Origin of the sequence: Flavobacterium hydrocarbonoxydans (genome assembly GCF_009789235.1) — a bacterium.
GTDB lineage: Bacteria > Bacteroidota > Bacteroidia > Flavobacteriales > Flavobacteriaceae > Flavobacterium > Flavobacterium hydrocarbonoxydans.
The window spans coordinates 595,469-614,055 of record NZ_WSTB01000001.1 but is presented as its reverse complement, the minus strand read 5'-3'; the positions used below and the strand labels follow the sequence as shown (position 1 = coordinate 614,055).

The following is an 18,587-nucleotide window of genomic DNA, read 5'->3' as shown; positions in this document are numbered from 1 at the left end:
TGGTTTAATTGATTTAATCGATTAAATAGTTAAAACACATAATTAAAGTTTCAGGTTATACATGAAACTTTAAACTTTAAACAAAAATACAATGTCAGAAAGTTTAGTAGTGCCAACAATGGCTGAAATGCTAGCTCAGGGTAAACAACCAGAAGTGTTATTTTGGGTAGGTTGCGCTGGAAGTTTTGATGATAGAGCAAAGAAAATTACAAAAGCCTTTGTACGAATATTAAATCGTACAGATGTTTCTTTTGCGGTTTTAGGTACTGAGGAAAGCTGTACTGGAGATCCGGCAAAACGAGCTGGAAACGAATTTTTGTTTCAGATGCAGGCCATGATGAATATCGAGGTTTTGAATGCGTATGAAGCTAAAAAAATTGTGACGGCTTGTCCGCATTGTTTTAATACTTTAAAAAATGAATATCCTGAGTTAGGAGGTCAATACGAAGTTATTCACCATACCGAATTCTTAAAATCATTGCTTGATGATGGAAGATTAAGTATTGAAGGAGGTCAGTTTAAAGGAAAGAAAATTACTTTTCACGATCCTTGTTATTTAGGAAGAGCAAATAAAATTTACGAAGCACCAAGAGATTTGATTCAGAAATTGGATGTTGAATTGGTCGAAATGAAACGTTCTAAAGCCAATGGTTTATGCTGTGGAGCCGGTGGAGCACAAATGTTTAAAGATGCTGAGCCAGGAAATAAAGAGGTAAACGTATTGCGTACCGAAGATGCTTTGGAAGTTCAGCCTGATATTATTGCAGCTGGTTGCCCGTTTTGCAATACGATGCTAACAGATGGAATCAAACACCAAGAGAAAGAAGGACAGGTAAAAGTAATGGATATTGCGGAGCTTATCGCTAATGCACAGGATTTGTAATATGAGAAAAATATTTTTTGCCTTAATTTTATTATTTAATGCACCTGTGTTTTCTCAGGATATACTGGATACTTTAGCTAAAGAGACGTGTACTTGTTTAGAAACTAAAAAAAGTGATTTCTCTAATCTGTCTGATCAGGATTTAAAAACTGAGATTGGATTATGTATGATTCAAAGTTATACAACCCATAGTGCAGAGTTTAAGGAAAATGAAAAAATAAACTTTTCAGATAAAGAAGGAATGACAAAACTTGGCGAAAATGTAGCCATGAAAATGATGTCTTTTTGTCCCTCAATGATTTTGGAAATTGGAAAAAGTTCGCAAAGTCAAAGTAATGAAGAAGAAGTAGAAGAAGATATTTTTGTTTCTGGCGAAGTGACCGATATTAAAGTTGATCAATTTATATCATTACAGTTGAAGGATAAAAATGGTAGAAATTATACACTTTTTTTATTAGATTATTTTGACACGGCCTCTTTGATAACTAATGATGAATTGAAGAAAAAGGATAAGTTAAAAGCAAGTTACACTGAAATTGAGTTATTTGATTCTAAAGCAAAAGAATTTAGAAATTTCAAAGTATTGAGAAGTTTAGAAAAAGAATAATTTTGAAACTTGAAACTTTTCAGAAATCTAAAATCAACAATCTAAAATCTAAAATTAAAAATGTACGTACCTTTTGAAAATTTACCTGGTGAGTCCAGAATTTGGATTTATCAATCGAACAGAAAATTTTCTGAGGAAGAATTTTCTGAAATAGAAGCCGACCTAAAAACATTTATTGAGGGTTGGGCTGCGCACGGAACAAGTCTTGAAGCTTCATACGAGTTGAAATACAACCGTTTTATTATTCTGGCTGTAAATCAGGATGTGCAAGCGGCTACTGGTTGTTCAATCGATAGTTCTGTTGAATTTATCCAGAGTTTAGAGAAAAAATATAACGTTGATTTACTAGACAAAATGAACGTCACTTTTAAACTCGGAGAACATATTGCGCACAAACCATTAATTGATTTCAAGAAAATGGTAAAAGACAAATCGGTTTCTGAGAATACGATTGTTTTTAATAATCTGGTAAACAATATAGAAGAATACAACGAATCCTGGGAAGTTCCTGCTGCGGATAGCTGGCATAGCAGGTTTTTCTAAGGTAAAAATCAATATATTTGAAAGGCATGAAATTTAGGTTTTATGCCTTTTTTTGTGGAATGAGTTGTTTGATTTTGTTTCAGGTTTCAGGTTTGAAGTTTCCGGTTTGTTTTGTTATTCCGATTTCTATGATAAAATCAAATCTTTTTTTCAGGAGCTAATCCCGCTATCCGTTGCAATCTTTTGTTTTTTAAAGAAAAAAACAAAAGGATTTCCACTTCTATCGGGGCTAGGGCATCCGTTTTCATAAGAAAGTTATCGGCTAGTTTGTCATTCCGGAGGAATCTCCGCAAGGGTAAATCATTGCATTTAGGGACTCCTACGGAATGACAAACGCTGTGGATTTGTTTCGGGCAATAGTTTCTTATGAAAACAAAAAACCTCTAATTTAGCCCTGATAGAAGTGAAAATCCTTTTGTGCCGGGGTTCGGCACAAAAGATTGTAACGGATAGCAGGACCAGACGTTCTTTTGGAAATAAATGGTTTCTGCTTCTAAAATTAAAAAATGAAAAAGTTGTAGGCTTTGCATTTGGCAGCAAATTAAAACTGTAATTTTCTGAAAATTCTAACATTTCAAAACTCCAATCAAACGCTATTTTTGAGTACTTTCGTAGTACTAAATTTTTTACATGAAAATAGCAATAGTTTGTTATCCTACTTTTGGAGGTAGTGGAGTTGTGGCTACAGAATTAGGCCTTGAATTAGCCAGACGCGGACACGAAATACACTTTATCACCTATAGTCAGCCGGTGAGGCTGGCACTTTTGAACCCTAATGTACATTATCACGAAGTAAACGTTCCGGAATATCCGTTGTTTCATTATCAGCCGTATGAGTTGGCTTTGTCCAGCAAACTGGTTGATATGGTGAAGCTTTATAAAATTGAAGTTTTGCACGTGCATTACGCGATTCCGCATGCTTACGCGGGGTATATGGCGAAGCAAATGCTGAAGAACGAAGGAATTAATCTTCCGATGATTACGACTTTGCACGGGACTGATATTACGCTGGTGGGGAATCATCCGTTTTATAAGCCGGCGGTGACTTTTAGCATTAATAAATCGGATTATGTGACTTCGGTTTCGCAGAGTCTGAAAGAGGATACGCTGAAATTATTCAAAATCAAGAATAAAATTAAGGTGATTCCGAATTTTATCGAATTGGATAAGGTGAAAAAAGATCCGCTGGCACCTTGTCATCGTAATGTGATGGCGAAGGAAAATGAGCGTATTATTACACACATCAGTAACTTTAGAAAGGTAAAACGTATTCCGGATATTATTAAGATTTTCTATAATGTGCAGAAAGTAATTCCATCGAAATTGATGATGGTGGGTGATGGCCCTGAAAAAGAAAAAGCCGAGATTTTATGTCAGGAATTGGGGATTTATGATAAAGTAATTTTCTTTGGAAACAGCCATGAAATTGATAAGATTTTGCTTTTGACCGATTTGTTTTTGCTACCGTCAGAGACTGAAAGTTTTGGATTGGCGGCTTTAGAGGCAATGGCTTGTGGTGTTCCGGTGATTTCGAGTAACTCAGGAGGTTTGCCAGAAGTGAATTTTGATGGTTTCTCCGGTTATTTGAGTAATGTAGGGAATGTGGAAGAAATGGCTGAAAATGCGATTAAAATTCTGAAAGATGATACTGTCCTAAATCAGTTTAAGGCAAATGCGCTGGAAGTGGCCAGTAAGTTTGATATTAAAAATATCCTGCCTAAATATGAAGCGTTGTACGAAAGAGCTATTGACGATTATAAACATGAGAAACATTAATTTATAAAAAGTAGAGATGAAAAAAGTAATTTCGGTTGTAGCAATTTTTGTTTTGATGTCCTGCGGGGCTGGTAAATCTGCAGATGCGGGTTCTGATAAGTTGTATGAAATTTTAACTACCCAGACTGATGGCGGTGGAAATATTCGTTTTTTCGAAATTTTGAGTGAGCCAAATGAAATTGTGATGCTTCAGAACGATCCGTTGTTAAAGGATAAAATGAAGCAGGATGATATTAAAAAATCCAATTATGTAATTTTGAATATGGGCGAAAAAAGCACCGGTGGCTATTCGATAGGAGTTGAAAAAGTAGAAGAAACCGATAAGAATATCATTATTACGGTAAAAGAATTCAGTCCGGCTCAGGATGCTATGACTATGCAGGTGATTACGTATCCTTATACGGTTGTAAAAGTAAATTCGAAGAAAGAGATTATTGTTAAGTAATCGTTTTATTTGACCGCAAAAGACGCAATGATTAAAGAAAAGTAAATTAGTTTCACGCAGATTCAGCAGATTTTAGATTGATCATAAAAAGGGCAAATTTTCTTTGTAAGGGTCATTAATTTATGTTTTATAATCCTTCGAATCCTATAAATCTGTGGCTAAAATAAATTAAAGTTGGGTTCGCAAAGTTTTTCTTGAAAAAGACAAAGCTTTGCGAACTTTGCGTTTTGTAGAAAGCAAAAAGAAAAAACCTTGCGCCCTTTGCGGTTAAAAAAATAACAAAAAGTTTGAAGCAAAAAAAATCCCGTCGTTCAAAACGACGGGAATTTCTCTACAATTATTTTTTACTTTATTTTTAGAATTTGAATTTTACTCCAAATCCTACGTCGAAACCAAAGTTGTCATCGTCATAATAGCCTGAACCAATTTCAGGTCTAGCATCTAATGACAGTAAAATTGGCACATTTTTGAAACCATATTCTATACCAATATCACCTGCTGCAAAAACGTATGTTCCGCTATGATCATCATGATAACCAGGACCATCATAGTCATAATCCCATGCAGCTAAACCAGCTCCAACACCCGCATACCAGTTGAATCCTTCGTCAATGTTCCAAACCCATTGATAAAGACCTACTGCTTTTATTGCATCTACATGATTACTGTCTCTCCAACCTAAGTCAAACTCTAAACGGTTGTTTTTTGACAGTCCTCTTTGGTATGAAACTTCGGCACCAAAACCGTCGTTACTACCTAAACGTAAACCTAAGGCATTTTTAGCTATTTCCTGAGATTGTGCCGTAAATGCTAATCCTAATAGCATAAGGGCAGATAAAATAATTTTTTTCATAAGTTGATTAAATTTTAATTCAAATTTACAATTAGTGTTAAAATCAAACGTATAAAATTGCGGAAAATTGTTATATAATTCACACTTATTGTTAATAGAATCCCAAATTCCGGTGATTATGAGATAATAAACAAGTAAGTGGTTCAGTATTAAAAGATTACTTTTCCTTTAGAATTGAGGTGATTAATTGCGAAGTTAAAATATCTTCCATTTCAAAAAGATTTTCTTCTTCAGTGAAGTTCATATCCGAGTAGGATGCGAGTTTCCAACGCTTTTTATGGTATTCTAAAGCCGTCAGGTTTTCGATCCAGTCTCCGGAATTTAGATATAAAGTAGAGCCGTGTTTGTTTTCTTTTTGAATGATTTTTGGTTCGTGAATATGCCCACAAATAACATAATCATAATTTTTCTCGATTGCCAAATCGGTAGCAGTAGTTTCAAAATCCGAAATAAATTTAACCGCTTTTTTTACGCTGGCTTTTATTTTTTTAGAAAAAGAGTAAGGTTCTCTCCCTAATTTTGATAAACACCAATTTGCGAAACGGTTTGTCAAAATTAAATAATCGTATCCTAAGCCGCCCAGTTTTGCAATCCATTTGGAGTGTTGTACGGAAGCATCAAAAACATCTCCGTGAAAAATCCAGGCTTTTTTATCGTCTAATTCTAAAACTAATTTATCAACCAAAGCAAAATTTCCCATATTCATATCGCTGAATTTTCGAAGAATTTCGTCGTGATTTCCGGTAATATAATAGACTTTTGTTCCTTTAGAAGCCATTCCGATAATGCGCTGAATAACTTTTAAATGCGATTTTGGAAAGTATGATTTTCTAAATTGCCAGGCATCGATAATGTCTCCGTTTAAAACTAAAGTTTTTGCTTTAATGCTTGAAAGATAGTTGTTTAGTTCTTTGGCGTGACTGCCGTATGTTCCTAAATGGACATCCGAAATAATGACCAGTTCGACATTTCTTTTTTTCAATTTTTCGTAATTTGAAGTTTACCAAATTAACGATAATCAATTGATTCCGGTTTTACCAAATAGTTATGAAATGTGTTTCTGTTTTAATAAAATGTAACGGAATTCAAATTGAGGTTTAAGTCATTATCACAACTTTTAATTTTTTAGTTTAAGTCATAAAACATATATTTGTTCAAAACTATTAAAATGGCAGGAAATAGCTACGGAACACTATATAAAATAACCACATTTGGAGAGTCTCACGGTGAAGCTTTAGGCGGAATTATAGATGGCTGTCCATCAGGAATACAACTTGATTTGGAAGCAATTGAGTTTGAAATGTCACGCAGAAAACCAGGACAATCTGCAATTGTTACCCAACGAAAAGAACCGGACGCAGTTCAGTTTTTATCAGGAATTTTTGAAGGAAAAACTACTGGAACACCAATTGGGTTTATTATTCCGAATACCAACCAAAAATCGGATGATTACTCGCATATAAAAGACAATTACAGACCAAGTCATGCGGATTATGTGTATGATCAAAAATATGGTTTTAGAGATTATCGCGGTGGCGGAAGAAGTTCTGCGCGCGAAACAGCAAGCAGAGTAGTGGCAGGAGCTATTGCAAAGCAAATGTTGCCCGAAATAAAAATTAATGCTTACGTTTCTTCTGTAGGACCAATTCATTTGGATACACCTTATCAGGAATTGGATTTTTCTAAAATAGAAAGTAATCCTGTTCGTTGTCCGGATGAAAAATCGGCAGCGGTTATGGAAGAATATATTCGTGATATCCGCAAACAGGGCGATACTGTTGGAGGTGTGGTTTCATGCGTAATTCAGAATGTTCCTGTAGGTTTAGGAGAACCTGTTTTTGATAAATTACACGCCGAATTAGGAAAAGCAATGCTTTCTATAAATGCCGTAAAAGGTTTTGAATACGGAAGCGGATTTTCAGGTTCTGAAATGAAAGGTAGCCAGCACAACGATTTGTACAATCCGGATGGAACTACAAAAACCAATCTTTCCGGAGGAATTCAGGGAGGAATCAGCAACGGAATGGATATTTATTTTAGAGTAGCCTTCAAGCCAGTTGCAACTATTATGCAAACGCAGGATTCATTAGATAATAAAGGAAACATTACGCCAATGACAGGAAAAGGGCGTCATGATCCATGTGTTGTTCCTCGCGCTGTACCCATTGTAGAAGCAATGGCAGCGATAGTTTTGGCTGATTTTTATTTAATCAACAAAACCTACTAAACGAGGTTAAGGCAGTGAGGGTCTTAATTTTAATACTAAACAAAAACTAAGTTAATGCAAGTTACAGAAACCAAAAAAAAATCATTTTTTTCAGGATTAACAGGGCAGATTTTAATTGCCATGATTCTGGGTGCTATTTTAGGCATCATTTTACACAACTCGATTTCGCCTGAGGCAGCGCAATCTTTTAGTGCCAAAATCAAAATGCTGGCCACCATCTTTATCAGATTGGTACAAATGATTATTTCGCCTTTAGTTTTTACAACTCTGGTAGTTGGAATTGCAAAACTGGGCGATATAAAAGCAGTAGGAAGAATTGGTGGTAAAGCGCTGGGATGGTTTTTTACAGCTTCTTTTATTTCATTATTAATTGGTTTATTTTATGTAAATATTTTAGAGCCGGGAGTGGGTTTAAAATTAGGTCATGTCGATTTGGCTACGGCTTCAGAAGTAACGGCTAAAACACAATCTATTTCATTCGAAAACTTTGTAGAACATATTGTTCCTAAAAGTTTATTCGAAGCAATGGCAACCAATGAAATTTTACAAATTGTTATTTTCTCCATCTTTTTTGGGTTAGCAGCGGCTTCTTTAGGAGATACGGTAAAACCCGTTATCAATGCACTTGATAAATCGTCTCATATTGTTCTTAAAATGGTAAATTATGTGATGAACTTTGCTCCAATCGGGGTATTTGGAGCTATTGCTGGCGTTTTTGCCGTGAGAGATTTTCAGGAATTAGCGATTACCTATTTCAAGTTTTTTGGTTCTTTCCTTATCGGAATTAGCTCTTTATGGGTTATTTTGGTAGTGGTTGGATATATTTTCCTTAAAGGAAGAATGAACGAATTGCTGAAACGTATTGTTGGGCCATTAGTAATTGCTTTTGGAACCACAAGCAGCGAGGCGGTTTTTCCTAAGCTTACAGAGCAATTAGAAGAGTTTGGTGTAAAAGACAGAATCGTTTCGTTTATGTTGCCGCTTGGTTATTCTTTTAACCTTGACGGAAGTATGATGTACATGACTTTTGCGAGTATTTTTATCGCACAGGCGTATGGAGTTCATCTTGATTTAGGAACGCAAATGGTCATGCTTTTGGTTTTGATGTTAACCAGTAAAGGTATTGCGGGTGTACCCAGAGCAAGTTTGGTAGTAGTTGCTGCTACTTGTGGTATGTTTGATATTCCGGTTGAAGGAATTGCTTTAATCTTGCCAATAGACCATTTTTGCGATATGTTCCGTAGTGCGACCAATGTTTTAGGGAATGCTTTAGCTACCTCAGTGGTGGGGCAATGGGAAGATAATAATGAACTTCAGACTATGGAGGAATCTTAAAAACGATTAATATTTATCAATAAAAAAACCGTAATGAGTTGAACTTATTACGGTTTTGTTATTTTTTAAAGAAAGCTTTATGTTGTAGAAATTACAACATAGTAACTTTAATTATCTGTAGCTTTAGCAGCTACTTTTCCTTTTCTTCCTTCTTCTTCCTCTGGAGAATCACCACCTTTGATTGTTTTTTGTTGTGCTTTTGTCAATTTTTCTGTTGCTGCGAATTTTAAAAAGTTGTCTAACATAATAATTTAGGTTTAATGCTCCAATCTAAATAAAACACTTGGGGCTTGTGTCTGTAAATCTTTGTTAAAGTTAAATTTAATTTTCAGTTATTCTCATAAAAAAGTAATTATTTTATCAGAAAAAACAATTTTTTAATATTTATGCTGAATCCTGTCTGAATGATTTTTTTTTATATTTATTTTAGACAAAATTTATTTTTTTGATTCTGTTTCTAAATAACTTGTCTAAATTGGGTTTTCAATTAGAGTGAATATTCTTTTTTATATTTTAAATAATTTCTACCCCGTAAACTGATTGTGTCAAAATGGTATTATTAAAATCAAGTTATTATTTTGCTACATAATAATGTATATTTGAATAAAGAACCCCAATTATGCCTCAATTTCGAATAATTATTTGCTTTTTGATTGTACTGAATGTTTTTTGTTTTGATTCTATTGCTCAGGAAGATACAATCAGCGCAGCAAAAATTGACAAATTAACACGCGAAGCTTGTCAGTATCTTTATGAATATAATTACGAGAAATCATTAGAAAAATCAAGACTTGCTTTGCGTTATGCCTTCGATATCAAAAACGATACTTTAATCTCCAGAAATTATAATGTTATCGGTATTAATTATAATGATTTAGGTGAGTTTGATAAAGCTATTTTCTTTTACAATAAAGCATTATTTTATGGCGAAAAATCGAATAATATAGGTTTGAAAATAATGGTTGCGAATAATTTAGGCAACCTGTATTTTTTCGAAAAAAAACTGTACCAAAAAGGAATTAGCTATTACAAAGAGTCTCTTAAATATAGTAGTAATTTACCCTTTACTGAGGAAGCTTTAATTACAAACCTTAATATTACCTGGTCTTATTTTGAAATTGGAAATTTTGAAGAAGGACTTCCTTATTTGCGTTACATAAATAAACATCAAAACGGATTTAAAGACAAGTCAACGGATGTTGCTTTGAATTTTTTGAATGGAATGTACTATGGATACAAAGGCAATAATGAGAAAGCAAATGATTATTTTTTAAAAGCAATTAAATATGCCAATGATGAAAATGAAAAATCAGATTTGTCGTATGCGCATATAGAATATTCAAAGTTTCTGAATAAAATAGGAAAGCACAAAGAAGCCTATGAAAATTTATCTTCCTACAATAAAATTATGGAAGAATTGTATAATGAAGATAAAATTAAGAAGGCTTCAATTGTAGGTTTCAATCTGGAGCTTGAGGATTATAAAAGGCAAATTGATAAAATTGAAAATGAAAAAAATTCGCAATATCAAATTCTGAAAAAATCAAGAATAATCGTTTTATTGTTTATTGTTATTTCATTTATTTTATTGTTGCTCATCATTACTTTGATTAAAAATATTGGCTTCAAGAAAAAAAACAATATAGAGCTTTTAAAGGCAAAAGAACTCGCAGAACAAGCCTCTGTGCTTAAAACACAATTTATTTCTACCATTAGCCACGAATTACGCACACCGCTGTATGGTGTTGTAGGTATTACGAATATGTTATTAGAAGAACATAAAGAGTTGGCGCAAAGTCAGCATTTGAGTTCTTTAAAATTTTCTGCCCGTTATTTATTATCTTTAGTAAATGATATTTTGCAAATTAATAAAATTGAAGAAAATAAGGTGGTACTAGAAAGCTTGACATTTAATATTTCTGATGAGATTAATATGATAAAAAATTCACTTTCGTTTTTATCTCAGAAAAATAACAACAGAATTTCCGTCAATATCGACTCAGATATTCCGGAATATCTGATTGGAGATAAATTGCGTCTGGCTCAAATTTTAATGAATCTGATTAGCAATGCATTAAAATTTACTAAAAACGGAGAAGTATTAGTAGTTGCTAATTTAATGAAAGTCGAAGGGAAAAATCACTTCATTGAATTTAATATTAAAGATAACGGAGTTGGAATTGCAATTGATGATCAGAATAAAATTTTTGAAAAATTTGTTCAGGTTGGACGCAAAGAAGAGGATTATCAGGGTACTGGATTGGGTTTGACTATTGTAAAAAGATTATTAGGACTCTTTGGCAGTTCTATAACCTTGAAAAGTAATCTAGGCGAAGGAACTTCTTTTACATTTACAATCGCTTTTGAATATGATCCTGAAAAAACAAAAAGTCTTATCAATGAAATTCAGGTTGATTTGACTTCCAATCAGATTTTTAAAATTTTGGTCGTTGAGGATAACAGAATCAATCAGATTGTAACTAAAAAGATTATAGAAAAAAATAATTATATCTGTGAAGTCGTTGATGATGGTTATGCTGCCCTGGAGATTTTAGACAACGAAAGTTTTGATATTATTTTAATGGATATCAACATGCCTTTACTTAACGGATTTGAAACCACAAAAAAAATTCGTTCAAAAGGAATTACAACGCCTATTGTTGCACTTACTGCTTTTGATAAAGATGAGATTACAGATGAGGCTATTTCTTCAGGAATAAATGATATTATTATTAAGCCATTTGAGCCTGTAAAATTATTTAAAATTATTAATTGCTTAATAGTAGAATCGAAAAACGCTGGTTAGTACCAGCGTTTTTTATTTTGTTTAGAAGCATTAGATTTTCTCGATTTGTGAGCACCACCGCTTCGGTTTGAATTTTTAGGTTTTTCAGCCGTTGTTGCTTCCGGGCTTCCGGCATGCCATTGATACGGATGATCCGTGATGGTTTTAACATCAACTTTTATCAATTTCTGAATATCTTTCCAGTACCCATGTTCATCTTTACTGCAAAAAGAAATTGCAATTCCGCCATTTCCTGCACGTCCCGTTCTACCAATTCGGTGCACGTAGGTTTCTGGAATATTTGGTAAATCAAAATTGATTACAAAAGGCAATTGGTCAATGTCAATTCCTCTGGCTGCAATATCGGTTGCAACCAAAACGCCCACTTCTTTATTCTTGAAAGCATCCAGAACACGCTGTCTTGCATTTTGCGATTTATCTCCATGAATGGCTTCGGCCGGAATATCTTTTTTACGAAGTGCTTTTACGACATTATCTGCGCCATGTTTGGTTCTGGAGAAAACCAATACATTCGATAAATCTTCATTTTTTATTAAATGATAAAGTAAATTGCGTTTTTCAGTTTTTTCAACAAAATAAACACGTTGTTCCACATTTTCGGCTGTAGAAGAAACGGGTGAAACGGTTACTGTTTCAGGATCTGTCAAAAACATTTCGGCTAATTCGCGAATTGCAATTGGCATCGTTGCCGAGAAAAACAAAGTTTGTCTGTTTTTAGGCGTCAGTTTTACTATTTTTTTTACATCATTTACAAATCCCATGTCCAGCATTTGATCCGCTTCATCTAAAACCAAAGTATGCAGATGATCCAGATCTAAAAAACCTTGTTTGTGTAAATCTAATAAACGACCAGGAGTCGCTACCAGGATGTCAACGCCGTTTTTTAAGGTATCTACTTGCGGATTTTGAGATACACCACCAAAAATAGTTAATTGGGTAAGGTTGGTATATTTAGCATAAGTCTCGAAACTTTGGCCAATTTGAACCGCTAATTCTCTTGTAGGCGTAACGACCAAAGCTCTAATGACTTTTGCTTTTTTTGATGAGCCTACAATGCGGTGTAACTGATGTATGATTGGGATGGCAAAAGCAGCAGTTTTTCCGGTACCTGTTTGCGCACAACCAATTAAGTCTCTTCCTGCCAAAACGATAGGAATAGATTGTTCCTGAATAGGAGTGGGATTTAGGTAGCCTTCTTCAAATACGGCTTTTTGTATACTTTTTGAAAGTGATAAATCTTCGAATAACATATCTTAGGTATTAATATTTTAGTTTTAAGTACTAAAATGCTGTGCAAAGATAGGTTTATTCGGGTAATCGGTTAGGTGAATATTATTTTATTTAGCAAAAGAGCTAATTTACAGGATATAATCCATCGGGAAATTACTCTTTTTCGAAATTGGCTTTGATGAAATCGGTTACCAAATAGCCAATTAATTTACCAATTAAGTGATTGTTTGGAGAATCGTCTAAATCTGGAGCTCCTTCGCAAATGTGCAGATACGTGGCGTTCCTGTTTTGGCCAAAAAACGAAACAAACTGACGTAATTGCTCAACCGAAAAGCCACTGATAGTCATGGCACTACTGGCAATATTAGGAATGGCATCCAGATCAATTTCGATACCAAAAGAATCAGATTTGATAAATTCTAAGGCCGAAACCATTTCTTTGTTAAAATCCTTTTCCTTGCGGATATTGACACTGTCATACGTATTATAGCGTACGCGGTCTTCTATTTTTTTGATGATATCCAGTACACTTTTAGACGTATAGTTTTCATGTAATCCAAAAATGAAGTATTTCTTTAAAAAACCTTCTTCATAAGCATAGGAAAAACCGTTTCCGCTATGACGGCCTTCCAGGATTCTGAAATCTGAATGGGCATCAAAATTAATAGCGTTTATAGGTTTTCCTTTGGCAAGAGCCGAACCTTTTATATTTCCGTATGCGTTATTATGGCCTCCGCCAATGATAATAGGCGTTTTTCCGGCTTTTATAATATTGAAAAGGATGTGCGAAACTTCTTTGTCGATTTTTTCAACCAGCTGACTTAATTTCGAACGGTCATCAATGTCATTAAAATCTAGGTTTTCAACATCGCGCATTTCGTCTTTTACATTAATCTGTCCTAAAACAATAATCTGGCTGCCTTTGCAAAAACGATTGTGCTGAATGTTTGCAATACTTTTAATGGCACTTTCCCAAGCCGAAGCTGCACCAGGTCTTCCGTAATTGGCCCGAATACCAATATCCTCAGGAATTCCCAGAAGAACATATTTAGCTTCTGAATTTTTCAGGAATTGAATGAGATCTGCTCCCTTGGGAACAGTAATCATTTTTTCTCCAAATTTAAGTTCACCACTTCTATGATTGGTAACCTTGGCCAAATCATTTACGGTAAAAGGAATTAATTTTTCCATTAAAAAAATTTATTTTCCAAAAATAATATAATTGTGGTAACTTACGTTATAAGCTTATATTAATTCTTAAATTTGTTTTAAAGAAAATTATTTAAATATGGAAAACCAAACAAACAACAGTTCAAACAATTCAAGTCTAAAGGCGATTATTGCCGTTTTAGCAGTCCTACTTATTGGTAGTTTAGTGTATATTTTTAAACTTTCGTCTGATACAGATGTAGTTAAAACTGAGCTTACCACAACTTTAACAGAGAAAGAATCTGTTATGAAAGATTTACAGGAATTAAAGTCAACTTATGATGCAGCGATTGCAGAAAATACTTCAATGTCTGATGAATTAATTCAGGAAAGAGACAGAGTTGTAAAATTGATGGATGATTTGAATAAGTCTAAAGGAGATGTTTCGAAATATAGATCTCAGGTTCAGGGAATGCAGGCTAAAATGAAAACTTTAGTTGCTGAAAATGACGAATTGAAAAAACAAAATGGTGTTTTAACAGTTCAGAGAGACAGTACTATTGTAGTTTTAGGAGAATCTAAAAAATACAATGAAGTATTAGTAGGTCAAAACGAAGAGTTGGCTAAAACAGTTGAAAAAGGTGCTAAATTATCTGTTTTAAACACAAAAACTATTGCTTACAAAGTAAAAGGTTCAGGAAAACAAGTAGAAACAGACAAAGCAAGCCGTGCTGATGTTTTGAAAGTAAGTTTTACAATTGCTGAAAACCAAATTGCTAAGTCTGGAGACAAAACCTATTATGTACAGGTTATCGACAGTAAAAACAACGTATTAGGCGACAAAAAAACAGAGACTTTTGGAGATAACACGTTGACTTATAGTTTTAAAACTACAGTACAATACGAAAACAAAACTGTAAATGTTTCTGAAGATTTAATTGGAAAAGATTTTGCTAAAGGAACTTATTTTATCAATGTTTTTGATAATGAAGAATTGGTTTCTAAAACAAGTTTTTCTTTAAGATAAGACTTTTAGAAAGTAGCATAAAAAAAGAGGAACTTAAAAATTCCTCTTTTTTTTATATTAAAATTTTACCTTCTATAAAAACACTTTCAATCAGATTACTGCCAAAAGCATAAGGAATCTGATAGTAGGATGAAATAGGTTTTGTAATTATAAAATTGGCTTTTTTACCTTTAGTAATGCTTCCGTGGGTTTCAGAAAGTCCCATAGCATAAGCACCGTTTATGGTGGCGGCATTGATGGCTTCTTCGGGAGTCATTTTCATTTTGATACAGGCTGTAGCTACTACAAAATTCATATTTCCTGATGGAGTAGAGCCAGGGTTAAAATCAGTGGCTAATGCTAATGGTAATCCTGCTTTTATCATGTCGCGCGCTGGCGTGTAGGGAATGCTTAAAAAATACGAACAGGAAGGTAAAGCTACCGGCATCGTTTCAGAGCCTTTTAAAGCTTCGATGTCTTCTGGGTTCATAATTTCGAGATGATCGACAGAAAGCGCTTTAAATGTAACGCCAGACTGAATTCCGCCAATAGAATTGAATTGATTCACGTGAATTTTTGGCTTTAAGCCGAAATCAATTCCAGCCTGCATAATTTGCTCTGTTTCTTCGACAGAAAAATAACCAGTTTCACAAAAAACATCTATATAATCCGCTAGTTTGTTTTGAACGATTTCTGGCAGCATTTTAGTGATAATTTCTTCAATATAACCAGCTTTGTTTTCCTTGTAATGCAGCGGGAAAGCATGAGCCCCTAAAAAAGTAGCTTTTATAGCAATCGGATAGTTTTCTGCTAGTTTTTTTATAACGCGAAGCATTTTCAATTCGCCTTCGATGGTTAATCCGTAACCTGATTTTATTTCGACAGCTCCAGTTCCTAAACGCATTACTTCTTCTAAGCGAACTTTAGATTGCTCGTAAATTTCTTCTTCCGAAGTTTCGTTCAGTTTTTTAGCCGAATTTAAGATGCCGCCACCGCGATTGGCGATTTCTTCATACGTAAATCCGTTGATTCTATCTACAAATTCCTGCTCGCGATTGCCTGCATACACAATATGCGTGTGGCTGTCGCACCAGGATGGCAAAATGATTTTTCCTGTCGCATCAATTACTTTATCGGCCTTTATTTCATGGAGATTTTCCATCGAACCAAAATCTTCGATAAGATTGTCTTTTATTAGTAAAAAAGCATTTTTTATGGTTGGAAGAATAGCCATTTCGGCTCCGGAAACCTTAGCAATAGAAGTTTCCCGAACCTGTAGCAATTCTTTTATGTTTGTAATTAATGTAGTCATGATTTGATATTTATATAAAACACAAATTGCACAAATTAACACTAGTGAATTCGTGAAAATCTGTGCAATTTGTGTTTGAGATTGGAATTTAATGTTTTATTCCGAAACTGTGATTTCAAACATTTTATTCCAGTTTTTACCTGTTACAAAAATTGTTTTTGTTTTAGGGTTGTACGCGATTCCGTTTAGAACATCTTCTGGTTTTACATTCAGAAATTTACGTAAACCGGACATGTCCAGAATTCCTTCAACAGCTCCTGAGAATGGATTTACCACTGCAATTGCGTCCTTTTGCCAAACGTTTACATAGAATTTTCCGTTGATTAATTCCAGCTCGTTAATCGCTTTAATTTTTGAAGTTCCGGAATACACATTGATGTAGTCAACCAATTTTTGAGTTGTAGGATCCATTTTCCAGATTTTCTCTGTTCCGTCAGAGCGGTAAATAAATTTTCCGTCATTTGTCATTCCCCAACCCTCGATATCTTTATCGTATTTAAAGGTTTTTTTAAGTTTTAAAGTTTTAGCATCATAAATAAAACCTTTTTTTTCCTGCCAGGTCAGTTGGTACAGTTTTCCATCAACAATAGTAATTCCTTCTCCAAAATATTGTTTGTCTAAGTCAACTTGTTTGAAAATTTTACCCGTTTTGTAATCGTATTTTCTAATGTAAGAAGTGCCGTTTTGTCCGGTACTTTCGTATAAAGTATCTTTATAAAACTCCAAACCTTCGTTAAAAGAATTTGTGTCGTGTGGAAAGGTATTTATAATTTTATACTTTAATAATTTAGGTTCAACGTTTGAAACCAATTCGATTCTTTTAGTTGCGTCTGATGAATCTGAACCAAAATAAGCGGTCGCTTTTAAGTATTGGTATCCTAATTTTTGATCTTTTAATTCGAATTTAATTGGAGCGATTCCATTTACAGCACCTACTCTTTTATCATTTACAAAGTAGGCGATGCTATCAATTTCTTTCGATTTTGGGTTCAAAATTCCGATTGAAACGGCTTGATTTGGCAAAAAATGAGCCGGAAAAGCCGAATCATTGATAGTAAATATAGAATTTTCAGCTTTATTTTTATCTCCACAGCTCGCTATTGTTATTCCTAATAAAATGACAGCTAGAAAGTTATAATTTTTCATAGTTTAAAATTTTAATGTTCGAATATACGGAGATATTTTTATAGCAACAAAGCACTTGCACAAATATAAAAAGATTGTATATTTGCACCGGCAAGTCCTACACGACCAGCTCCTGCAGACTCCCCCAGGATGGGAACATAGCAAGGGTACGTGGTTGAGCGGTGCGATGTAGGTCGCTTGCCATTTTTTATTTTATCGAAATTCTTTTCAGAATTAATACAAAAGTAGTCTTCCTTCGGGAGGATTTTTTTATTTTTACCCTTTTGGGAGTTAAATGTTTTTAGTTAGATGTAAAAGGCAAAACTTGATAAACATCTCTCATAAAAATTCAAATGACATCTCACATTTAACTTATAACATCTAACCTAAAATGAATAAAGTCGTTTTAATTACCGGAGGATCTTCAGGGATCGGAAAATCTATTGGAGAATTTTTGCATAAAAAAGGTTTCGTGGTTTACGGAACAAGCAGAAATCCTGAAAAAGTACTAAATTCTATTTTTCCGTTGATTGCTCTGGATGTTCGAAATGCAGAATCGATTCGGTTGGCGGTAGCTAAAATTATTGAAATTTCTGGACGATTAGATGTCGTTATTAATAATGCAGGTGTTGGAATTACAGGACCTTTGGAGGAAATTCCGATGGTTGAAATCAAAAATAATTTTGAAACCAATTTCTTTGGACCGATTGAGGTGATGAAAGCCGTTTTGCCACAAATGCGTGAGCAAAAATCAGGTTTGATTATCAATATTACTTCGATTGCAGGTTATATGGGATTGCCTTACAGAAGTGTTTATTCGGCATCAAAAGGAGCCTTGGAATTGATTACTGAGGCTTTGCGAATGGAAGTAAAACAATTTGGTGTTGAAATTACCAATGTAGCACCAGGCGATTTTGCTACCAATATTGCTTCGGGACGTTTTCATGCGCCTGTTATTCAGGGTTCGGCTTACGAAAAAGTGTATGGAGAAACTTTAGCAACGATGAACGACCATGTTGATGCAGGAAGTAATCCTAATGAAATGGCGGAAGCAGTGTATAAAATCATGCAGCAAAAGAAACCAAATGTTCATTATAAAGTTGGGGCTTTTATGCAGAAGTTTTCGATTGTTTTAAAACGTGCGCTTCCGGATAAAGTGTATGAAAAGATGTTAATGAATCATTATAAAATTTAGATTCCAATTTGTTATTCCGAAGAAATCTTAGCAAGCGTAAATCACTGCGCGTAGAGATTCCTGCTGAATGACAAGATTGCGTTTTTATTGCGTAT

The 18,587-nt window shown here is 34.1% G+C and carries 17 protein-coding genes and 1 other RNA gene; 11 read left to right on the top strand and 7 right to left on the bottom strand.

What is annotated here, in order from left to right:
- Positions 1–91: 91 nt before the first annotated feature.
- From GON26_RS02595 to GON26_RS02575, 5 genes are all read left to right on the top strand, one after another.
- Entirely contained in the window at positions 92–883 is a 792-nt protein-coding gene (locus GON26_RS02595) for a (Fe-S)-binding protein (protein WP_160373150.1), read from the top strand.
- A gap of 1 nt (position 884) precedes the next feature.
- On the top strand, positions 885–1,490 hold the full coding sequence (locus tag GON26_RS02590; RefSeq protein ID WP_160373149.1) for a hypothetical protein: 606 nt from the start codon (positions 885–887) through the stop codon (positions 1,488–1,490).
- A gap of 60 nt (positions 1,491–1,550) precedes the next feature.
- The gene (locus GON26_RS02585; protein WP_160373148.1) at positions 1,551–2,033 is read left to right on the top strand and encodes an ABC transporter ATPase; all 483 of its coding nucleotides are present in this window, start codon (positions 1,551–1,553) and stop codon (positions 2,031–2,033) included.
- A 630-nt stretch (positions 2,034–2,663) separates the two neighbouring features.
- A complete protein-coding gene (gene bshA / locus GON26_RS02580; RefSeq protein WP_160373147.1) occupies positions 2,664–3,809 on the top strand; it encodes an N-acetyl-alpha-D-glucosaminyl L-malate synthase BshA in 1,146 nt (381 codons plus the stop codon).
- A gap of 16 nt (positions 3,810–3,825) precedes the next feature.
- On the top strand, positions 3,826–4,254 hold the full coding sequence (locus tag GON26_RS02575; protein ID WP_160373146.1) for a protease complex subunit PrcB family protein: 429 nt from the start codon (positions 3,826–3,828) through the stop codon (positions 4,252–4,254).
- A gap of 355 nt (positions 4,255–4,609) precedes the next feature.
- Here GON26_RS02575 and GON26_RS02570 read toward each other — a convergent pair whose 3' ends face one another.
- On the bottom strand, positions 4,610–5,107 hold the full coding sequence (locus GON26_RS02570) for a hypothetical protein (RefSeq protein ID WP_160373145.1): 498 nt from the start codon (positions 5,105–5,107) through the stop codon (positions 4,610–4,612).
- A 157-nt stretch (positions 5,108–5,264) separates the two neighbouring features.
- Entirely contained in the window at positions 5,265–6,089 is an 825-nt protein-coding gene (locus GON26_RS02565; protein WP_160373144.1) for a UDP-2,3-diacylglucosamine diphosphatase, read from the bottom strand.
- A gap of 186 nt (positions 6,090–6,275) precedes the next feature.
- Here GON26_RS02565 and aroC point away from each other — a divergent pair, with 186 nt between their 5' ends.
- Positions 6,276–7,334 carry a chorismate synthase gene (gene aroC, locus GON26_RS02560; protein WP_160373143.1) on the top strand — a complete coding sequence of 353 codons (1,059 nt, stop codon included), beginning with the start codon at positions 6,276–6,278 and terminating at the stop codon, positions 7,332–7,334.
- A gap of 54 nt (positions 7,335–7,388) precedes the next feature.
- The gene (locus GON26_RS02555) at positions 7,389–8,669 is read left to right on the top strand and encodes a dicarboxylate/amino acid:cation symporter (protein ID WP_160373142.1); all 1,281 of its coding nucleotides are present in this window, start codon (positions 7,389–7,391) and stop codon (positions 8,667–8,669) included.
- Between the two features lie 107 nt (positions 8,670–8,776).
- Here the strand turns inward: GON26_RS02555 and GON26_RS02550 are convergent, their stop codons facing one another.
- Complete coding sequence (locus GON26_RS02550) at positions 8,777–8,914, bottom strand: hypothetical protein (protein ID WP_160373141.1); 138 nt, start codon at positions 8,912–8,914, stop codon at positions 8,777–8,779.
- 374 nt (positions 8,915–9,288) lie between these two features.
- Here GON26_RS02550 and GON26_RS02545 point away from each other — a divergent pair, with 374 nt between their 5' ends.
- Positions 9,289–11,475 (top strand): response regulator, encoded by a 2,187-nt coding sequence (locus GON26_RS02545; protein WP_160373140.1) that lies wholly within the window; start codon positions 9,289–9,291, stop codon positions 11,473–11,475.
- Here the strand turns inward: GON26_RS02545 and GON26_RS02540 are convergent.
- The gene (locus GON26_RS02540; protein WP_160373139.1) at positions 11,472–12,725 is read right to left on the bottom strand and encodes a DEAD/DEAH box helicase; all 1,254 of its coding nucleotides are present in this window, start codon (positions 12,723–12,725) and stop codon (positions 11,472–11,474) included. The genes GON26_RS02545 and GON26_RS02540 overlap by 4 nt on opposite strands.
- A 133-nt stretch (positions 12,726–12,858) precedes the next feature.
- Positions 12,859–13,896, bottom strand: a complete 1,038-nt coding sequence (locus GON26_RS02535) for a formimidoylglutamase (RefSeq protein WP_160373138.1) — start codon at positions 13,894–13,896, stop codon at positions 12,859–12,861.
- A 97-nt stretch (positions 13,897–13,993) separates the two neighbouring features.
- Between GON26_RS02535 and GON26_RS02530 the strand changes: the two genes are divergently transcribed.
- Entirely contained in the window at positions 13,994–14,881 is an 888-nt protein-coding gene (locus GON26_RS02530; RefSeq protein WP_160373137.1) for a hypothetical protein, read from the top strand.
- A 52-nt stretch (positions 14,882–14,933) separates the two neighbouring features.
- Here the strand turns inward: GON26_RS02530 and hutI are convergent, their stop codons facing one another.
- The gene (gene hutI / locus GON26_RS02525) at positions 14,934–16,172 is read right to left on the bottom strand and encodes an imidazolonepropionase (protein ID WP_160373136.1); all 1,239 of its coding nucleotides are present in this window, start codon (positions 16,170–16,172) and stop codon (positions 14,934–14,936) included.
- A gap of 96 nt (positions 16,173–16,268) precedes the next feature.
- A complete protein-coding gene (locus tag GON26_RS02520; protein ID WP_160373135.1) occupies positions 16,269–17,318 on the bottom strand; it encodes a glutaminyl-peptide cyclotransferase in 1,050 nt (349 codons plus the stop codon).
- 88 nt (positions 17,319–17,406) lie between these two features.
- Here GON26_RS02520 and ffs point away from each other — a divergent pair.
- An RNA gene (ffs, locus tag GON26_RS02515) (signal recognition particle sRNA small type) lies at positions 17,407–17,504 on the top strand.
- A 184-nt stretch (positions 17,505–17,688) separates the two neighbouring features.
- Positions 17,689–18,492 (top strand): SDR family oxidoreductase, encoded by an 804-nt coding sequence (locus tag GON26_RS02510; protein ID WP_160373134.1) that lies wholly within the window; start codon positions 17,689–17,691, stop codon positions 18,490–18,492.
- Positions 18,493–18,587: the final 95 nt, after the last annotated feature.